This window comes from Streptomyces sp. JN8, from assembly GCF_055808075.1.
Genome location: NZ_CM147852.1, coordinates 4,329,132 through 4,346,281, shown reverse-complemented (window position 1 = coordinate 4,346,281; position 17,150 = coordinate 4,329,132). Strand labels below are relative to the sequence as shown.

Annotated in this window: 12 protein-coding genes; 6 read left to right on the top strand and 6 right to left on the bottom strand. The window is 71.9% G+C overall.

Annotated elements, in window-relative coordinates; all coding sequences use genetic code 11:
• Positions 1-12: 12 nt before the first annotated feature.
• The gene (aspS, locus tag ACY0MR_RS19095; RefSeq protein WP_392206796.1) at positions 13-1,821 is read right to left on the bottom strand and encodes an aspartate--tRNA ligase; all 1,809 of its coding nucleotides are present in this window, start codon (positions 1,819-1,821) and stop codon (positions 13-15) included.
• A 171-nt stretch (positions 1,822-1,992) separates the two neighbouring features.
• Here aspS and ACY0MR_RS19090 point away from each other — a divergent pair, with 171 nt between their 5' ends.
• Entirely contained in the window at positions 1,993-4,122 is a 2,130-nt protein-coding gene (locus tag ACY0MR_RS19090) for an ATP-binding SpoIIE family protein phosphatase (RefSeq protein WP_473554273.1), read from the top strand.
• A 57-nt stretch (positions 4,123-4,179) separates the two neighbouring features.
• On the opposite strand, the gene ACY0MR_RS19085 is transcribed toward ACY0MR_RS19090, so the two are convergent.
• The 4 genes from ACY0MR_RS19085 to ACY0MR_RS19070 all read right to left on the bottom strand — a co-directional run bounded on the left by ACY0MR_RS19085 (position 4,180) and on the right by ACY0MR_RS19070 (position 9,908).
• Complete coding sequence (locus ACY0MR_RS19085) at positions 4,180-6,420, bottom strand: FG-GAP repeat domain-containing protein (protein WP_473554270.1); 2,241 nt, start codon at positions 6,418-6,420, stop codon at positions 4,180-4,182.
• A gap of 271 nt (positions 6,421-6,691) precedes the next feature.
• Positions 6,692-7,783 carry an AI-2E family transporter gene (locus tag ACY0MR_RS19080; RefSeq protein ID WP_473554268.1) on the bottom strand — a complete coding sequence of 364 codons (1,092 nt, stop codon included), beginning with the start codon at positions 7,781-7,783 and terminating at the stop codon, positions 6,692-6,694.
• A gap of 520 nt (positions 7,784-8,303) precedes the next feature.
• Positions 8,304-9,266, bottom strand: a complete 963-nt coding sequence (locus tag ACY0MR_RS19075) for a pirin family protein (protein WP_361861884.1) — start codon at positions 9,264-9,266, stop codon at positions 8,304-8,306.
• Positions 9,267-9,404: 138 nt separating this feature from the next.
• The gene (locus ACY0MR_RS19070) at positions 9,405-9,908 is read right to left on the bottom strand and encodes an SseB family protein (protein WP_361861887.1); all 504 of its coding nucleotides are present in this window, start codon (positions 9,906-9,908) and stop codon (positions 9,405-9,407) included.
• Between the two features lie 208 nt (positions 9,909-10,116).
• Here ACY0MR_RS19070 and ACY0MR_RS19065 point away from each other — a divergent pair, with 208 nt between their 5' ends.
• The 4 genes from ACY0MR_RS19065 (at position 10,117) to ACY0MR_RS19050 (ending at position 14,956) form a co-directional block, all read left to right on the top strand.
• A complete protein-coding gene (locus ACY0MR_RS19065; RefSeq protein WP_392867924.1) occupies positions 10,117-10,548 on the top strand; it encodes a hypothetical protein in 432 nt (143 codons plus the stop codon).
• Positions 10,549-10,553: 5 nt separating this feature from the next.
• On the top strand, positions 10,554-12,335 hold the full coding sequence (locus ACY0MR_RS19060) for an alpha/beta hydrolase (RefSeq protein WP_403315181.1): 1,782 nt from the start codon (positions 10,554-10,556) through the stop codon (positions 12,333-12,335).
• The gene (locus ACY0MR_RS19055) at positions 12,335-12,904 is read left to right on the top strand and encodes a hypothetical protein (RefSeq protein ID WP_473554264.1); all 570 of its coding nucleotides are present in this window, start codon (positions 12,335-12,337) and stop codon (positions 12,902-12,904) included. The genes ACY0MR_RS19060 and ACY0MR_RS19055 overlap by 1 nt, the downstream gene beginning before the upstream one ends.
• Positions 12,905-13,126: 222 nt before the next feature.
• Entirely contained in the window at positions 13,127-14,956 is a 1,830-nt protein-coding gene (locus tag ACY0MR_RS19050; RefSeq protein WP_388801933.1) for an acyl-CoA dehydrogenase, read from the top strand.
• A gap of 209 nt (positions 14,957-15,165) precedes the next feature.
• Here the strand turns inward: ACY0MR_RS19050 and ACY0MR_RS19045 are convergent, their stop codons facing one another.
• The gene (locus ACY0MR_RS19045) at positions 15,166-15,741 is read right to left on the bottom strand and encodes a YciI family protein (protein ID WP_388801935.1); all 576 of its coding nucleotides are present in this window, start codon (positions 15,739-15,741) and stop codon (positions 15,166-15,168) included.
• 88 nt (positions 15,742-15,829) lie between these two features.
• On the opposite strand from ACY0MR_RS19045, the gene ACY0MR_RS19040 reads away from it, so the two are divergent.
• Positions 15,830-17,137 carry a M18 family aminopeptidase gene (locus ACY0MR_RS19040; protein WP_403315185.1) on the top strand — a complete coding sequence of 436 codons (1,308 nt, stop codon included), beginning with the start codon at positions 15,830-15,832 and terminating at the stop codon, positions 17,135-17,137.
• Positions 17,138-17,150: the final 13 nt, after the last annotated feature.

The window sequence follows — 17,150 nt, the reverse complement described above, 5'->3', positions numbered from 1 at the left end:
CAAGGCGAGTGACTACCGCGCCGCGTCCGGGTGGACCGCGTCCGTGATGTCGACCGTCTTCTTCTCGACCGGCTTGCGGAGCTGGATGTTCAGCTCGCGCAGGCGGGCCTCGTCCAGTTCCGTCGGGGCGCCCATCAGGAGGTCCTGGGCGTTGCCGTTCAGCGGGAAGGCGATCGTCTCGCGGATGTTGGGCTCGTCGGCGAGGAGCATGACGATGCGGTCGACGCCGGGGGCGATGCCGCCGTGCGGCGGGGCGCCGTACTCGAAGGCGCGGAGCATGCCCGCGAACTCCTGCTCGACCGTCTCGCGCGAGTAGCCCGCGATCTCGAAGGCCTTGAACATGATCTCGGGCTCGTGGTTCCGGATCGCGCCGGAGGAGAGCTCGATGCCGTTGCAGACGATGTCGTACTGCCAGCCGAGGACGTCCAGCGGGTCCTGGGTCTCCAGGGCCTCGAGACCGCCCTGCGGCATCGAGAACGGGTTGTGCGAGAAGTCGATCTTGCCGGTCTCCTCGTCCCGCTCGTACATCGGGAAGTCGACGATCCACGCGAAGCGGAAGACGTTCTCCTCGAAGCGGCCGGCGCGCTTGGCGGCCTCGACCCGGACCGGGCCCATGATCTTGGAGACCTCGTCGAACTCGCCCGCGCCGAAGAAGATCGCGTGGCCGGGCTCCAGACCGAGGCGCTCGGTCAGGACCTTGACGTTCTCCTCGGTGAGGAACTTGGCGATGGGGCCGGTCAGCGCGTTGCCCTCGCCGACGCGGACCCAGGCCAGGCCCTTCGCGCCGAGCGAGACCGCGAAGTCGCCGAGCTGGTCGAAGAACTTGCGCGGCTGGTCGCCGGTGTCCGGTACGGCCAGCGCGCGGACGTGCTTGCCGGCGAAGGCCTTGAACTCCGAGGCCTCGAAGACGTCGGAGATGTCGACGAGTTCGAGGTCGGTGCGCAGGTCGGGCTTGTCGTTGCCGTACTTGAGCATCGACTCGCGGAACGGGATCCGCGGGAACGGGGAGGTGACGTGGCGGCCGCCGCCGAACTCCTCGAAGAGCTCCGTCATGAGCTTCTCGATGGGCTGGAAGACGTCCTCCTGCTCGACGAAGCTCATCTCGACGTCGAGCTGGTAGAACTCGCCCGGCGAACGGTCCGCGCGGGCGTCCTCGTCGCGGAAGCAGGGCGCGATCTGGAAGTACCGGTCGAAGCCGGAGATCATCAGCAGCTGCTTGAACTGCTGCGGCGCCTGCGGCAGCGCGTAGAACTTGCCCGGGTTCAGGCGGGACGGGACGACGAAGTCGCGGGCGCCCTCGGGGGAGGTCGCGGCGAGGATCGGGGTCGCCATCTCGTTGAAGCCGAGGGCCACCATCTTGGAGCGGATGGCGGCGATGACGGCGGAGCGCAGCATGATGTTGCGGTGCATGCGCTCGCGGCGCAGGTCGAGGAAGCGGTACTCCAGGCGCCGCTCCTCGTTGACGCCGTCGTCGGCGTTGATGGTGAAGGGGATCTGCTTGGCGGCGCCGAGGACCTCGACCGTGGCGGCCTCGATCTCGATCTCGCCGGTCGACAGCTCGGGGTTGACGTTCTCCGCGCCGCGGGAGACGACCTTGCCGTCCACGCGGACGACGGTCTCCTTCGTCAGCTTGTCGAGGACCTCGGCCGCGGCGGTGCCGGGGCGGGCGACGAGCTGCGTGATGCCGTAGTGGTCGCGCAGATCGATGAAGAGGATGCCGCCCAGGTCGCGCCGATTGTGCAGCCAGCCGCTCAGCCGGACGTCGGTGCCGACGTCAGAGGCGCGGAGCTCGCCGCAGGTGTGGGACCTGTACCGATGCATCGTCGTTCATCCAGTCTTCGGGATCTCGGGTCTGGGGCGACCGCCCTGTGGCCCCTGTCACAGACGTCACAGGACACACGGGCAGACCCACCCAGAGTACCGGCCGGGCCAAGATCGGTTTTCGAATACGCTCAGTGGCGATCTGGTGTCCGATATTCATAAAGTGGGGCAATGCGCACCGAGGACGTCCTGGCCGCGATCGCGACCGGCCTGTGGCGCTGGGACAACGCGTCCGGGATCGTCTCGCTCGACGCCGAGGCCGCCCGGCTGCTGGGGCTGCCCGCGGAACCCGTCCGGCTCACCGAGGCGGCCGTGCGCTCGCGGTTCCACCCCGTCGACTGGAACGAGATCGACGGGGTCGTGAACCTCGCCGTCGCCGAGGGGACGCTCGCCGAGGCCCGGCTGCGGATCATGGACGAGCACGGCCGGGTGATCCGGACCGTGCGGAGCCGGTCGAAGCCGCTCGTCCGGGGGAACGACTACGAGCTGGTCGGCACCCTCCAGGAGGTCGCCGAGCAGGTGCCGGGGACCGCGGCGCGCACCCCCGTCACGGGCGACTGGCGCCGGTCCCGCGAGGCGTTCCTCCTGGACGCCGGACGGGCGCTCGCGGAGGCCCGGTCGACGGCCGAGGTGCTGCGCGTGGCGGCCTCCCTGTCGATGCCGGGGTTCTCGCCGGACGGGCTCGCGGTCTTCGGGGTGGCGGGGGACCGGCTCACGGTGATCGGCCACCACGGGCACAGCGAGGGCGACGAGGGCCCGTTCTCGTCGATGTCGCTCGACACCGACTACCCGGCGGCGGAGGTCGCGCGGACGGGCCGGGCGATCTACCTGCCGAGCCCGGACGAGTACCTGCGCCGCTTCCCGGTCACCTGGCCGCTCGCGCAGCGCTTCGGGCGCCGGTCCTGGGCCTTCGTGCCGCTGGTCGTCGCCGGCCGGACGATGGGGGCCTGGATGGCGGCCTTCGAGCATCCGGTGGCGTTCACCCCCGACGAGCGCTCCGTGCTGACGACGGTCGCCCGGATGCTCGCGCAGGCCCTCGCACGCGCGGGCGTGGCCGAGTCGGAGCGCGAGCTGTCGCTGGGACTGCAGCGGACGATGATGCCGGTCCTGGGACCCGGCATCCCCGGCATCCAGGTCGCCGCGCGGTACGTGCCGACCGGCGGCGGGCTCCAGGTCGGCGGCGACTGGTACGACATGATCCGGCTGCCCGGCGGCACCTCCCGCACCGGCGGGCGCGGCTCCGGGCGCATCGCCCTCGTCATCGGCGACGTCCAGGGTCACGACGTGCGCGCGGCCGGGCTGATGGGCCAGCTGCGGATCGCGCTGCGCGCGTACGCCTCCGAGGGCCACCGGCCGGACGCCGTCCTCTCCCGCGCCTCGCGCTTCCTGTACGGGATCACCGACGGCGACGACGGGGAGAGCGGGGCCGGGCCGCGCTTCGCCACCTGCCTCTACCTGGAGGTCGACCTGGAGAGCGGGACCGTGGAGATCGCGCGGGCCGGGCATCCGGACCCGGCGGTGCGGATGAACGACGGAACGGTTCTGCTCCGACCGACGGCGGGCGGTCTCCCGCTCGGCATCGACCCCGACACCGACTACCCGACGACCCGGCTCACCCTCGAACCCGGCGAGACCCTGATGATCTGCACCGACGGCCTCCTGGAGACCGGCGGACACGACCTCGACACCGGCTGGGAGCGGGTCCGGGGGCTGCTGGAGTCCCACGACGGCGAAGACCTGGAGGCGCTCGCCGACACGCTCGTGGAGGCCGTCCACGGCCCCGGTTCGCACCACACGACGGGGCCGCTGGCGGACCGCCGCGAGGACGACATCGCCGTCCTGCTGCTGTCCCGCCGGCCGGTCGGCACGCTCACGGAGGCGCCGCGCCGCACGCTGATGACGATCGCGCAGGCCGAGCCGGAGCGGATCGCCGCGGCGCGCGAGCAGGTGCGGCAGCTGCTGCACGACTGGCGGGACGAGGAGCAGCTCGACTCGGCGGTCCTGATGGTCTCCGAGATGGTCACCAACGTGCTGGTCCACACGGACGGCGACGCGCTGCTCGTCGCCGAGGTCGCCTGCGGGGAGAAGGCGCGGCGGCTGCGCGTCGAGGTCTCGGACGGGAGCGACGAGCTGCCGCACAAGCGGCACCCCGGCGAGATGGCGTCGAGCGGGCGCGGGCTGGTCCTGATGGAGATGCTCGCGGACGCGTGGGGCGTGGACCCGCGGGGCGAGGGCAAGGCGATCTGGTTCGAACTCAACGAACCGAACGCGTCGGACTCGGGACGGGGCTGCTGCGGGTAGCCCGGGGGCGCCTGAGGGGGACGGGCCGGGCCCGCCCCCCACAGGAGGGTGGTTCGGTCAGACGACGTCGTTGTAGGCGCTGCCTTCTCCGGGGCCCGCGTAGAGCTGCGTGCTCACCCGCGTGAAGGGGCTCTGCCAGTTGCCGGTGGCGCGGTAGAGGTAGGTGCCCTGCGGGCCGTAGCCGATCAGGTCCGGGCGGCCGTCGTTGTCCACGTCCCCGGCGCCGACGAGCCGGCTGAACATGTTCCAGCCGCTGCCGACGCGGGTGCGCGGGGCGAAGGTGCCGTCGCCCTTGCCGAGGTACAGCCACAGGACGCCGGCGGTGTCGCGGGCGACGAGGTCGCCCGCGGCGGCGCCCGCGATGTTCCCGACGGCGGTGATCTGGTTGTAGACGCCCCAGCCGCTGCCGAGACGGACCCGGGAGGCGTAGGGCTTCGTCCAGTCGCCGGTGCCCTTGTAGAGCCACGCGACGCCGTCGGTGGCGGTGGCGACCAGGTCGGACCTGCCGTCGCCGTTGAGGTCGGAACCGCCCGTGATCTTGTCGTAGGCGTTCCAGCCGCCGCCCACGCGCGCGCGGGGCGCGAAGGTGCCGTCGCCCTTGGCGAGGTAGGTCCACAGGTCGCCCTTGGCGTCGACCGCGACGAGGTCGCCGTGGGCGGCGCCGCCGATCTGCCCGACCGCCTCGATGTGCTTGTACGTCATCCAGCCGCCGCCGACGGCCGACCGGCCGGCCGAGGTGTACCGGCCGTCCACCGGCCCGTCGGACAGGTCGTCCCGCCAGAGCGTGCCGGAGGAGTCCCGCGCGAGCAGGTCGGTCGATCCGTTGTCGTTGAAGTCGTGCGGGTTGGCCTGCCGGGTGACCCGGAACGTGCCGGTGGCGCGCGCGGCGCTGCCGATGCCGTTGGGGATGGCGACGAAGTGCCAGGTGTAGGCCCCGTTCGGGGCGACGACGCCGTCGATGGTGCCGTCCCACTCCATCACCGGCCGCGTGGAACGGTCGTCCGGGCCGGGCAGGGTGATGTTCTTGCCGGTGGCCACGTGCGTCAGCGTCAGCATCGCGAAGGCGGGGCGGGAGATCGTCCACTCCCACCGCACCGGGGTGCCCGGCTGCTGGAGGTCGACCGTCGTGGGGATCTTCGAGTCCAGGACGGTGACGGCGAAGTCGCGGCCCGTGCTCGCGACCCGGGTCACCTCGGGGGCGCTGCCCTGGACGCCGCCGAACAGCCGGTAGAGACCGTCGGCGTCGTCCTTGACGCCCCGCACGTGCACGGCGCCGTCCGGAGCGTGGGCGACGCTGGAGAAGCGCTCCAGGAGCTCGTACGGCTGGGCGTCGGCCTTGAAGAGGTCCACGGCGTACAGCGGGCTGATCGACTCGCCGGCCGCCTCGCCCGGGACGCCGTACAGCAGCACGTCGCCGACGATGCCGACGACGACGGCCTTCTGGTGGAAGGTGCCGAGCGGGATCTCCTTGGGGAGCCTGCCGGCCCTGTCGACGATGATCCTGTTGCCGTCGGACCGGGCCTCGACGCGGGCGAAGTAGTCGAGGGTGAGGGCGCCCCCGGCCGCCGTCACGAGCTTGCCGGTGTCCCGCTCGTGCCGGAGGGACGTGCCGTGGACGTGGTCGACGAGTCCGAGCGAGTCCTGGTACCGGAACGTGGCACCGGACTCGTACCGGGTGGTGACCAGGACGAGGGCGTCGTTCCCGGCGGAGGCGACGACCTTGAAGCTCACGTGGTTGCCGTATCCGGAGAGCTTGACCTTCCTGGTCTGCTCACCGTTCGGGGTGTACAGCCACAGGTCGTGGTAGTTCCCACCGCGGGGGACCTGCACGAACAGGTCCCGGCCGATCACGCCGACCAGCTTGGCGCCGGCGGCGAACTCGGCGGCCAGGTCGACCGTGACGGGGGCGGCGGAGCCCGTCATGTCCCGGACGGTGATCGGGCCGACTTCCTCGCCCGTGACGAGGAAGTCGGACCTGCTGTCGTGGCCGACGGTGGCGCCGCCGACCGGCTCCACCGAACCGTCCGCCTTCCGCCACTCCAGGACGGTCGCGCCGGCGGCGTCCTCGCGGGACGTCAGGTAGCCGGTGTCGCCGACGCTGACGACGTCGGTGCCGACCGGCAGGGTCGCCGCGGCGGCGGCCTCGGCGACGGCCGCGGGGACGACGGCGGCGGCCGGGACGGTGACGAGGGCCCCCGTCACGGCCGTGACCGTGGACAGGGTGAGAACCGCGGCGGCGAGCCGGCGGCCGGAGGTGCGGTGCTTCACGCGTGCAGTGCCTTCCGAAGGTGGTGACATGGGGGAGCGGCGCGGGAGGCGTCCGGTCCCTGCCTCGGAGCACGCGGCCCCGGGGACGCGGCGGTGAAGGCCGTACGCGAGGGGACCCGGCGGCGCCGTCTGCGACCGCGCGAGCCCCCGGAAGCGGCGGGAACGGCACGGCTGCCCGCACGCACCGCCTGGTACGACCGCCGGGGCGTGCGAACGGTTGTACGGGGAATCGGATCTTCCGCTCGCGGGCCCGTCCCGCCGGCGGATCGTGCGCGGGCGGGCCCGTCCCGCCGCGGCCCCGTCAGGGCGCCGGCGGACTCGGCAGCGCCCCCGGAGGCTCGGGGGACTCGCGGGAAGCCCCGTACCGCGTCCGGAGCTCGCCGAGGATCCCGGTCGCCGCGGCCGTCAGGGGTACGGCGAGGAGCATGCCGAGGATGCCCGCGACGGATGCCCCGGCCGTGATCGCCAGCATCACCGCGGCCGGGTGCATCTGCACGGTCCGGCTCTGCACCATCGGCTGGAGCAGATAGCCCTCGATCATCTGGACGGCGAGGACGATGCCGAGCACCCACAGCGCGATCGCGAAGCCGCGGTCGGCGAGCGCGACGAGGACGGCGATCGCGCCGGAGAGGAACGCGCCGAGGTACGGGATGTAGGCGGTGACGAAGACGAGCGCGGCGAGCCCCACCGCGCCGGGCACGTCGAGGACGACGAGACCGAGGCCGATGAGGACCGCGTCGACCAGGGCGACGAAGGTCGTGCCGCGCATGAACCCCTCGACGGCCTCGAAGGCGCGGCGCGCCATGGCCTCCACGAGGTCGCCGGTGGCGCGGGGGGCGAGGGCGCGCAGGGCGCCGGCGGCGCGGTCCGAGTCGCGCAGGAAGAAGAAGATCAGCACCAGGGACAGGGCGGCGGTGGCGAGCATCCCGCCGACGACGCTGAGGCCCGTGAGCACGCCCGACGCGGCCGTTCCGCCGAACTGCTTCAGCAGCCCCTCGGCGTTCCTGGCGAGGTCGTCGAGGGAGGTTCCGGCCGGGCCGAGGTGCTCGGCGATGTCGGCGGCGGCCTGCCGGAGCGAGGCGACGATCTGGTCGCCGGTCTCGATGAGGGCGGCGACGACGATGTACGTGGCCCCGCCGACGACCGCGAGGACGGCGACGACGGTGAGCCCGGCGGCGAACGACTTCCGGACCTTCATCCGGAGCAGCCGCCGGTAGAGGGGCCCGAGCAGCGCGGTGCCGAGGATGGCGAGCAGGACGGGCGTCACGACCGTCTCGAAGACGACGCACAGCCAGACGCCGACGGCGGCGACCCCGGCGGCGAGGAGCAGGACGACGCACCAGGCGGCGACCCGGCGCGCGGGTTCGGGAAGGAGCGGGGACGACGTCTGCACCCGACCACCGGACCACGCTCCCCGGCGTGTCGTCGCGCGCGGACCGACCGTACGGGTGACGGGGCGTCAGCGTCCGCCCCCCGCCCGGGGACGCTCGGTGCGGCGGGGCCGAGTCCGGGTGGGGCGCGTTCACGGGTGGAGCGCGTGCGGGTGAGGCGCGTACGGGTGGAGCGCGCGTACGGGTGAGGCGCCCGAAGCCACGGTGTACGCGCACCGCCGAGCCACGCGGACGCACGCCCACCGCGGAGCCACCCCCCGTCGCCCCCGTACCGCGGAGGCACGCCCACGCGTGGGCCGGCCCCCCGACGCCACGGCCGCGTGTGGGGCCGGCCCCCCGACGCCACGCCCGCGCGTGGGCAGGCCCCCCGACGCCACGCCCGCGCGTGGGGCCGGACCCCGCCACACGCCCGCGCGTGGGGCCGGACCCCGCCACACGCCCGCGTGGGGCCGGACATCCCGTCCGGCCCCACGCGCGTCGTACCGCTCCCGCTCCCGCTCCCGACCCCCGCTCGCGGGGGAGCTACTCGCCCATCCCGTGCACCGCCGGGATCGTGCCGAGTCGGCCCGCCTGGAAGTCCTCGAAGGCCTGGCGGAGTTCGGCCTGGGTGTTCATGACGAACGGGCCGTAGTGGGCCATCGGCTCACGGATCGGCTGTCCGCCGAGGAGGACGACCTCCAGGTCCGGGGTGTTCCCGTCCTGCTTCTCGTCGGCGCGGACGGTCAGCGAGCCGCCCTTGCCGAAGACGGCGGTCTGGCCCGTGTGGACCGGGCGCCGGTCCTCGCCCACGCTGCCGCGTCCGGCCATGACGTACGCGAGGCCGTTGAAGTCCTCGCGCCACGGCAGGGTGATCTCGGCGCCGGGGCGCAGGGTCGCGTGGATCATCGTGATCGGGGTGTGGGTGATGCCCGGCCCCTCGTGGCCGTCGAGCTCGCCCGCGATGACGCGGAGCAGCGCGCCGCCGTCGGGGGAGGTGAGCAGCTGGACCTGGCCGCCGCGGATGTCCTGGTAGCGGGGGGCCATCATCTTGTCGGCGGCGGGGAGGTTCACCCACAGCTGGAGGCCGTGGAAGAGGCCGCCGCTGACGACGAGGGACTCCGGCGGCGCCTCGATGTGGAGGAGGCCGGAGCCGGCCGTCATCCACTGGGTGTCGCCGTTGGTGATGGTGCCGCCGCCGCCCTGGGAGTCCTGGTGGTCGAAGGTCCCGTCGATGATGTAGGTGACGGTCTCGAAGCCGCGGTGGGGGTGCCAGGGCGTGCCCTTGGGCTCGCCGGGCGCGTACTCCACCTCCCCCATCTGGTCCATCATGATGAACGGGTCGAGGTACTGGTAGTTGATCCCGGCGAAGGCGCGGCGGACCGGGAAGCCCTCGCCCTCGAAGCCCGAGGGGGCCGTGGTCACGGCCAGGACCGGGCGGGGGGCGGCGTCGGCCCGTGCTGCCACGCGCGGCAGGGTGAGCGGGTTCTCGACAGTCACTGCGGGCATGACGGACCTCCTAGAGCGGCCTTCTGCGACCTTGTGCGTCCACTTTAGTTGAACGATGAACTTCTTGCCACCCGGAACGCGGAACGCCCGGGAGGAATTCCTCCCGGGCGCTCTCCCACGTCTCGTCTCCAGCGTGCGTCAGCCGTACATCCGGCGCATCGCGAAGTCGACCATCTGCTCCACGGCCTTCGCGTCGAAGACCATGCGGTGGTCGCCCTCCATGTCGAGGACGAAGCCGTACCCGGTCGGCAGCAGGTCGATCACCTCGGCACCGGTGATCACGAAGTACTTCGACTCCTTGCCCGCGTACCGCCGCAGTTCCTTGAGCGAGGTGAACATCGGGATGACCGGCTGCTGGGTGTTGTGCAGGGCCAGGAAGCCGGGGTTGTCGCCGCGCGGGCAGTAGACCTTGGAGGTCGCGAAGATCTGCTGGAAGTCCTCGGGCGCGAGCGTGCCGGTCGTGAAGGCGCGGACCGCGTCGGCGAGGGAGGGCGGCGAGGGCTCCGGGTAGAGCGGGGGCTGCTGCCCGTACCCGCCCTGCATGCCCCCCGGCATCCCGCCCTGCATGCCGGCCTGCATCCCGCCCTGCTGCGGCGGGGCGTACTGCTGCTGGGCACCCGGATTCTGCTCGTAGCCGTACATGGGGGCCAGCCTATCGACCCGGGACCGGGCGCAGCACGGCACAGGGGCGACTCCCGGCCCCGCCCCGCCCGGGCCTCACCTCCACCGCGCGCACACGCCTCCTCCACCCCGCGTACGGTTCCCCGCCCCCGCTCGTACGCCTTTTCGCGCACACCGCCTCCTCTTGCTAGGTTCGCGGCAGCAATGTCGGGCACCACGGGGGTGGAACATGGCGCTGAACGCCGCTTGGGAAGACCTGTTCGGCGGGACCGCACCGCCCGGACAGTCCGCGACGATGACCCTCGCGGGCGTGCCCGCTCCCGACTCCGGCGGCGGCGACGCGAACCTCAAGGCCGACGAGGGGCCCTGGCACCAGGCCGGGAACACCGCCGGCGAGCTGCGCACCTCCACCACCACCTCGCTCACCGACCTCGACACGGCGAACGAGGGCGTCGGCGGCGGGACCGCCGGCTTCGACTCCTCCGGCGCCCTCACCGAGATCCTCGGCACCTGGAAGACCCGCCTCACCGCCGTGCGCGACGAGTGCGGCCGGCTGGAGGGCGCCCTGAAGAGCGCCGGCCGCGACTTCGGCGAGCGCGAGGACACGACCCGGCGGAAGATCGCCGCCGAAGCGCCCGCGCCCAGGCGCGAGGAAGGCTGAGGCCCGTGCCCACCTGGCAGCAGCTGCGCGACGCGAAGCTCGACGAGTACACGGACGCCGCCGACGGCTGGGGCAAGATCAGCTCCCGCTCGAACGCGGACAAGGACCGGGTCGACAACGGCATGTTCGCGAAGATCCACGAGACGCAGAAGGGCGAGACGGCCACCAAGGCGGGCGGCGACGTCCAGCAGCTCTCGCGCAACTACCAGTACCTGCACACCGAGTGCGGTCTGATCCGTACCGCACTCAACGGTCTCGCCAGCGAACTCGCGTCACCCCAGAAGAAGTTGAAGCAGGCCCTGGAGGACGCCGAGAACCTGAAGTTCACGGTGAAGCCCGACGGCTCGGTGGAGTACCCGACGGACTCCTTCGTCCTCGCCCCCGGCAGCAACACCGCCGAACACGGCGCCCCCGTCCCGCTCGCACCCGGCAAGGGCGAGGGGGTCGGCAGCGCCGACGCCAACAAGGGCAAGGCCGAGGACATCGCCCAGCGCATCGGCGACGCCGTCCGCGAGGCGGCCGAGATCGACGGCCGGTACGCCGCCGCCCTGCGCAGGCTCAAGGCCGGCCCCGGCCTGGACGTCAGCTCCGCGGACCTCGTCGACGCCGCCGCCGACACCAAGGCCCTCCAGCAGGCCGCCGGGAAGTACGCCGACGACGACCGGATCCCGCACGGCAAGTCCCCCAAGGAGAACGCCGACTGGTGGAACGGGCTCACCCAGGAGCAGCGCGACGAGTACGCCACGCTCTACCCGGCGTCCGTCGGCGCCCTGGACGGCATCCCGTCCTCGGTCCGCGACGACGCCAACCGGACGGTCTTCGCCGAGACCAGGGCGCAGATCCTGACCGACCTGGCCAAGCCCGCGCCGAACCAGTACATCCCGAACCCCAACGGCAGTTACCCCGCCGCGGTCGTCAGCCCCGAGTACCGGCAGTGGCAGAAGGACCAGGAGCGGCTGAAGGAGCAGCTCGCCGGGAGCGACTCGATCCAGGCCCGGTTCGACGCCACCGGCCGGGAGGGGCTGCCGGAGGCGTACCTCCTCGGCTACGACGCGGACGGGATCGGCCGGGCGATCATCGCGAACGGCAACCCCGACACCGCCGACCACACCGCCGTCTACGTGCCGGGCACGACGACGAACCTGAAGGACTTCGACGGCGACATCTCCCGGATGACGGACCTCTGGTACCAGTCGCAGGCCATGGCACCGGGGCAGAACGTCTCGACGATCACCTGGTTCGGCTACGACGCCCCGCAGTCGCTCGCCCCCGATGCCATGCAGAAGGACTTCGCGTACGAGGGCTCCCCCAAGCTGCTCCGGTTCATGGACGGTCTGGAAACCGTGCAGGGCGGCCCCGACGAGAGCCACACGACGATCGTCGGCCACAGCTACGGCTCGACGGTCGTCGGCGACGCCTCCAACAAGGGCGACCTGGCCGCCGACGACATCGTCGCGGTCGGCAGCCCCGGCATGCTCACCGGCAGGGCGGAGGACCTCGACGTCGGCAAGGACCACGTGTGGTCCGAGGCGGCGACGAGCGACGTCGTCCCGGCGGGCGGCAAGATCGCCGGTCTCGGCGGCTACACGTGGGGCGTCGAGACCTGGAACGGGATTCCGTTCAACGCCGGATACGTGCAGACCGTGCCGTCGGACGAGCTGTTCGGGGCGCACCGCATGGACGTGGACACGAGCGGTCACAGCGACTACTGGACCCGCGAGTCCGAGAGCCTCAAGAACCAGGCGAAGGTCGTGACCGGACGGTACGACGAGGTGAACGAGGACTGATGAAGACCGGAAACCACCCCAGCAGAGTGCGCGGGACGGCGCTCGCCGCCCTCCTCTGCCTGACCACCCTCGCGACGGGATGCTCCATGAACGACGCCGACGGTGCCGACGACCTCGGCTACACCCCGACGACCCTTGAGGTCGAGAAGGCGCGGACGCGCACCAAGGAGGTCTCCAGCCAGGTCTTCGACATGATCGGGCTGCCGGGCGCGAAGACCACGCCGGGCGGTGCGGGCGCCTCCACCTGCAAGGAGGACCCCGAGCACCTCTTCATGATCCGGCACCCCTGGTCGGTGTACGACGCCACGGAAGAAGAGCTGAGGCAGGGCTTCGAACGGCTCCACAAGGCGCTGCCCGCCAAGGGCTGGAAGGTCGTCTCGTACGGGCCGAACAGCAGCAAGGCCCAGAGTCTGGAGCTCACGGCGGAGTCCGGGAAGGAGCACTTCGCCGTGAACGCCGAGCTGTGGGTCGGCAGCACGGACCCCGAGAAGAAGAACCTGATCGCCGTCTCCGTGGTCTCCGGCTGCTTCCGGGCCCCGGAGGGGACGGACCTGAAGGGCCTGTACTGAGCGTCGCCGCCGCGCGCGCCCGTCGGGTGCGCGAGGGGCCCGGGGCACATGCCCCGGGCCCTTTTTCTGCGGCTCGTGTCACAGATGGCCGGATAGGGGTTGCTCTTATTACCGGTGGGTAGCATCATCGTAGGGAAGCGTGGGCTACTCACCGGTAGTACGAGCACGGCCACGCACGCGTACCCGACATCCTCCTCCCCGAGCCTTTACGGAGCCGTCGCCATGGGGCACTACAAGTCGAATCTCCGCGACATCGAGTTCAACCTCTTCGAGGTCCTCGGCCGCGACAAGGTGTACGGCTCCGGGCCGTTCGAGGAGATGGACGTCGAGACCGCCAAGAGCATCCTCGACGAGATCCGCCGCCTCGCCGAGAACGAGCTCGCGGAGTCGTTCACCGACGCCGACCGCAACCCCCCGGTCTTCGACCCGGAGACCAACACCGCCCCGGTGCCGGCCACCTTCAAGAAGTCGTACAACGCCTTCATGGAGTCCGAGTACTGGCGCCTGGGCATCCCCGAGGAGATCGGCGGCACCGTCTCCCCGCGCTCCCTGATCTGGGCGTACGCGGAGCTGCTGCTCGGCTCGAACCCGGCCATCTGGATGTACTCCTCCGGCCCGGCGTTCGCCGGCATCCTCTACAACGAGGGCAACGAGGCGCAGAAGAAGGTCGCGCAGATCGCCGTCGAGAAGCGCTGGGGCTCCACCATGGTCCTCACCGAGCCCGACGCGGGCTCGGACGTCGGCGCCGGCCGCACCAAGGCCACCCAGCAGGAGGACGGCTCCTGGCACATCGAGGGCGTGAAGCGCTTCATCACCTCCGGTGAGCACGACATGGAGGAGAACATCCTCCACTACGTCCTCGCCCGCCCCGAGGGCGCCGGCCCCGGCACCAAGGGCCTCTCCCTCTTCCTCGTCCCGAAGTATGAGTTCGACTGGGAGACCGGCGAGCTGGGCGAGCGCAACGGCGTCTACGCCACCAACGTCGAGCACAAGATGGGCCTCAAGGCCTCCAACACGTGCGAGATGACCTTCGGCGACCAGCACCCCGCCAAGGGCTGGCTGATCGGCGACAAGCACGACGGCATCCGCCAGATGTTCCTCATCATCGAGTTCGCCCGCATGATGGTCGGCACGAAGGCGATCTCCACCCTCTCCACGGGCTACCTCAACGCCCTGGAGTACGCCAAGGAGCGCGTCCAGGGCACCGACCTGGCGAACTTCATGGACAAGGCCGCGCCCAAGGTCACCATCACCCACCACCCCGACGTCCGCCGCTCGCTCATGACCCAGAAGGCGTACGCCGAAGGCATGCGCTCCCTCGTCCTCTACACGGCCTCCGTGCAGGACGAGATCGCGATCAAGGAAGCGGCCGGCGAGGACGCCAAGTCCCTCCACGGCCTGAACGACCTGCTGCTCCCGATCGTCAAGGGCTACGGCTCCGAGAAGGGCTACGAGCAGCTCGCGCAGTCGCTCCAGACCTTCGGCGGCTCCGGCTTCCTGCAGGAGTACCCGATCGAGCAGTACATCCGGGACGCCAAGATCGACACCCTCTACGAGGGCACCACGGCCATCCAGGGCCAGGACTTCTTCTTCCGCAAGATCGTCCGCGACCAGGGCGCCTCCCTGAACGCGCTGTCCGAGGAGATCAAGAAGTTCCTCGCGGTCGGCACCGGCGGCGAGGAGCTGGCCGGCGCCCGCGACGCGCTGGCCAAGGCCGCCGTCGACCTGGAGAGCATCGTCGGCACGATGATCACCGACCTCACCGCCACCGGCGAGGACGTCAAGAACATCTACAAGGTCGGCCTCAACACCACCCGCCTGCTGCTGGCCTCCGGCGACGTCGTCGTCGGCTACCTGCTGCTGCGCGGCGCGGCCGTCGCCGCCGAGAAGCTGGCCGCCGGCGCCACCGGCAAGGACGTCTCCTTCTACCAGGGCAAGATCGCGGCCGCGAAGTTCTTCGCCGCCAACGTCCTGCCGGGCGTGAGCGCCGAGCGCGCCCTCGCCGAGGCCGTCGACGGCTCGCTGATGGACCTGGACGAGGCCGCGTTCTAGGAACGCGTCGAAGGCGCCCCCGGGCGCTCTCGTCCACACCGGCACGGCCCGTCCCCGGGGAGGGGGGCGGGCCGTGCCCGGTTCCGGGGGAGGAAGGCCAGGGCCCGGACCCGGGGGGGGCGGGCCCGGCCCTCCTCCCCCGGACACCGCCGGACACCGCCGGACACCGCCGGACACCCCCCGCATCTCCCGCATCTCCCGGACACGCCCTACGAGGGACGGCCGCCGAACTGCCAGTCGTGCACCTCGATGTCCGCGTACCGCCCCGGAGACGCCAGCACCGCACGCGCCGCCCCCGGACCCGCCGCCCGCACCAGCGCCGCCGTACCCAGCCACACCGCACCGTCGTCCGACAGCAGCGGCCCGTACGCGATCAGATCGCCCCGCTCCTCCCAGCCCGCCGGGACACCCACGTCCACCGCCCGCTCCACCGGCGTCGCCGACCCCAGACCGAGCACCAGGAACCGGTCCCCGCCGGCCCGGCCCCCGGGAAAGTCCCACATGGTCCGCCCCAGGACGTTGCGCCACCGCCGCAGCAGCACGTCCCGGTAGACCCCCGCCCGGTGGTTCGGCTCGTCGAAGGCGAACGCCCGGGCCGCCGCGACATCGGGAAGGTCCAGCACGTGGACACTGCCCGTCACCGTCTCACCGTCCTCGCCGAACGTCGGCCCCCGCGCGATCATCCCCGCGGCGAACCCGTCCATATAGGCCCAGTGGGCCTCCAGCAACTCGTCGCGCAGCGCCCGGGAACCGCTCCGGTCGCGGTGGTAGCAGAGGAATTCCATACCGAAGGATCTCCTCCCCCCGAGGCCCCGCGCGAACGCTTTGCGGGGTCCCGTATTCGTATTCCGTGCTCTGCGTAAGGTGGAACCCATGAGCAGCGCAGCCTCCCGTCCGACCGCAGGCCCCTTCGACCGCGGACACACCGACGACCTGATGGCCTTCCTGACGGCCTCGCCCTCGCCGTACCACGCGGTCGCGAGCGCCGCCGAGCGGCTGGAGAAGGCCGGGTTCCGACGCGTCGAGGAGACCGCGGCCTGGGACGCGACGAGCGGCGGCAAGTACGTCATCCGCGGCGGCGCGATCATCGCCTGGTACGTGCCGGAGGGCGCCTCCGCCCACACCCCGTACCGGATCGTCGGCGCCCACACCGACTCCCCCAACCTCCGCGTCAAGCCGCAGCCCGACATGGGCGCGCACGGCTGGCGCCAGGTCGCCGTCGAGGTCTACGGCGGCACCCTGCTCAACACCTGGCTCGACCGCGACCTCGGCCTCGCCGGACGCCTCACCCTCCGCGACGGCAGCCACCACCTCGTCAACGTCGACCGGCCCCTGCTGCGCGTCCCGCAGCTCGCCATCCACCTCGACCGCGGCGTCAACGACGGCCTCAAGCTGGAGCGCCAGCGCCACATGCAGCCCATCTGGGGCATCGGCGACGTCCACGAGGGCGACCTGATCTCCTTCCTCGCCGCCGAGGCCGGACTCGACGCCGAGGACGTGAGCGGCTGGGACCTCATGGTCCACGCCGTCGACGCACCCGCCTACCTGGGCCGCGACCGCGAACTCCTCGCCGGACCGCGCATGGACAACCTGCTGTCCGTGCACGCCGCCGTCGCCGCCCTCGCCTCCCTCGCCGGCCGCGACGACCTCCCCTACATCCCGGTCCTCGCCGCCTTCGACCACGAGGAGAACGGCTCCGAGGCCGACACCGGCGCCCAGGGCCCCCTCCTGGGCAACGTCCTGGAGCGCTCCGTGTACGCCCGCGGCGGCTCCTACGAGGACCGCGCCCGGGCTTTCGCCGGCACCGTCTGCCTGTCCTCCGACACCGGCCACGCCGTCCATCCGAACTACGCCGAGCGCCACGACCCCACGCACCACCCGCGCGTCAACGGCGGCCCGATCCTCAAGGTGAACGTCAACCAGCGGTACGCCACCGACGGCAGCGGCCGGGCGGTCTTCGCCGCCGCCTGCGAGAAGGCGGGCGTGCCGTGGCAGTCGTTCGTCTCCAACAACGACATGCCCTGCGGCACCACGATCGGCCCGATCACCGCCGCCCGGCACGGCATCCAGACCGTCGACATCGGCGTGGCGATCCTCTCCATGCACAGCGCCCGCGAACTGTGCGGCGCCGAGGACCCCTACCTGCTGGCCAACGCCCTCGTCGCCTTCCTGGAGGGCTGAACCCCCGGCCGGG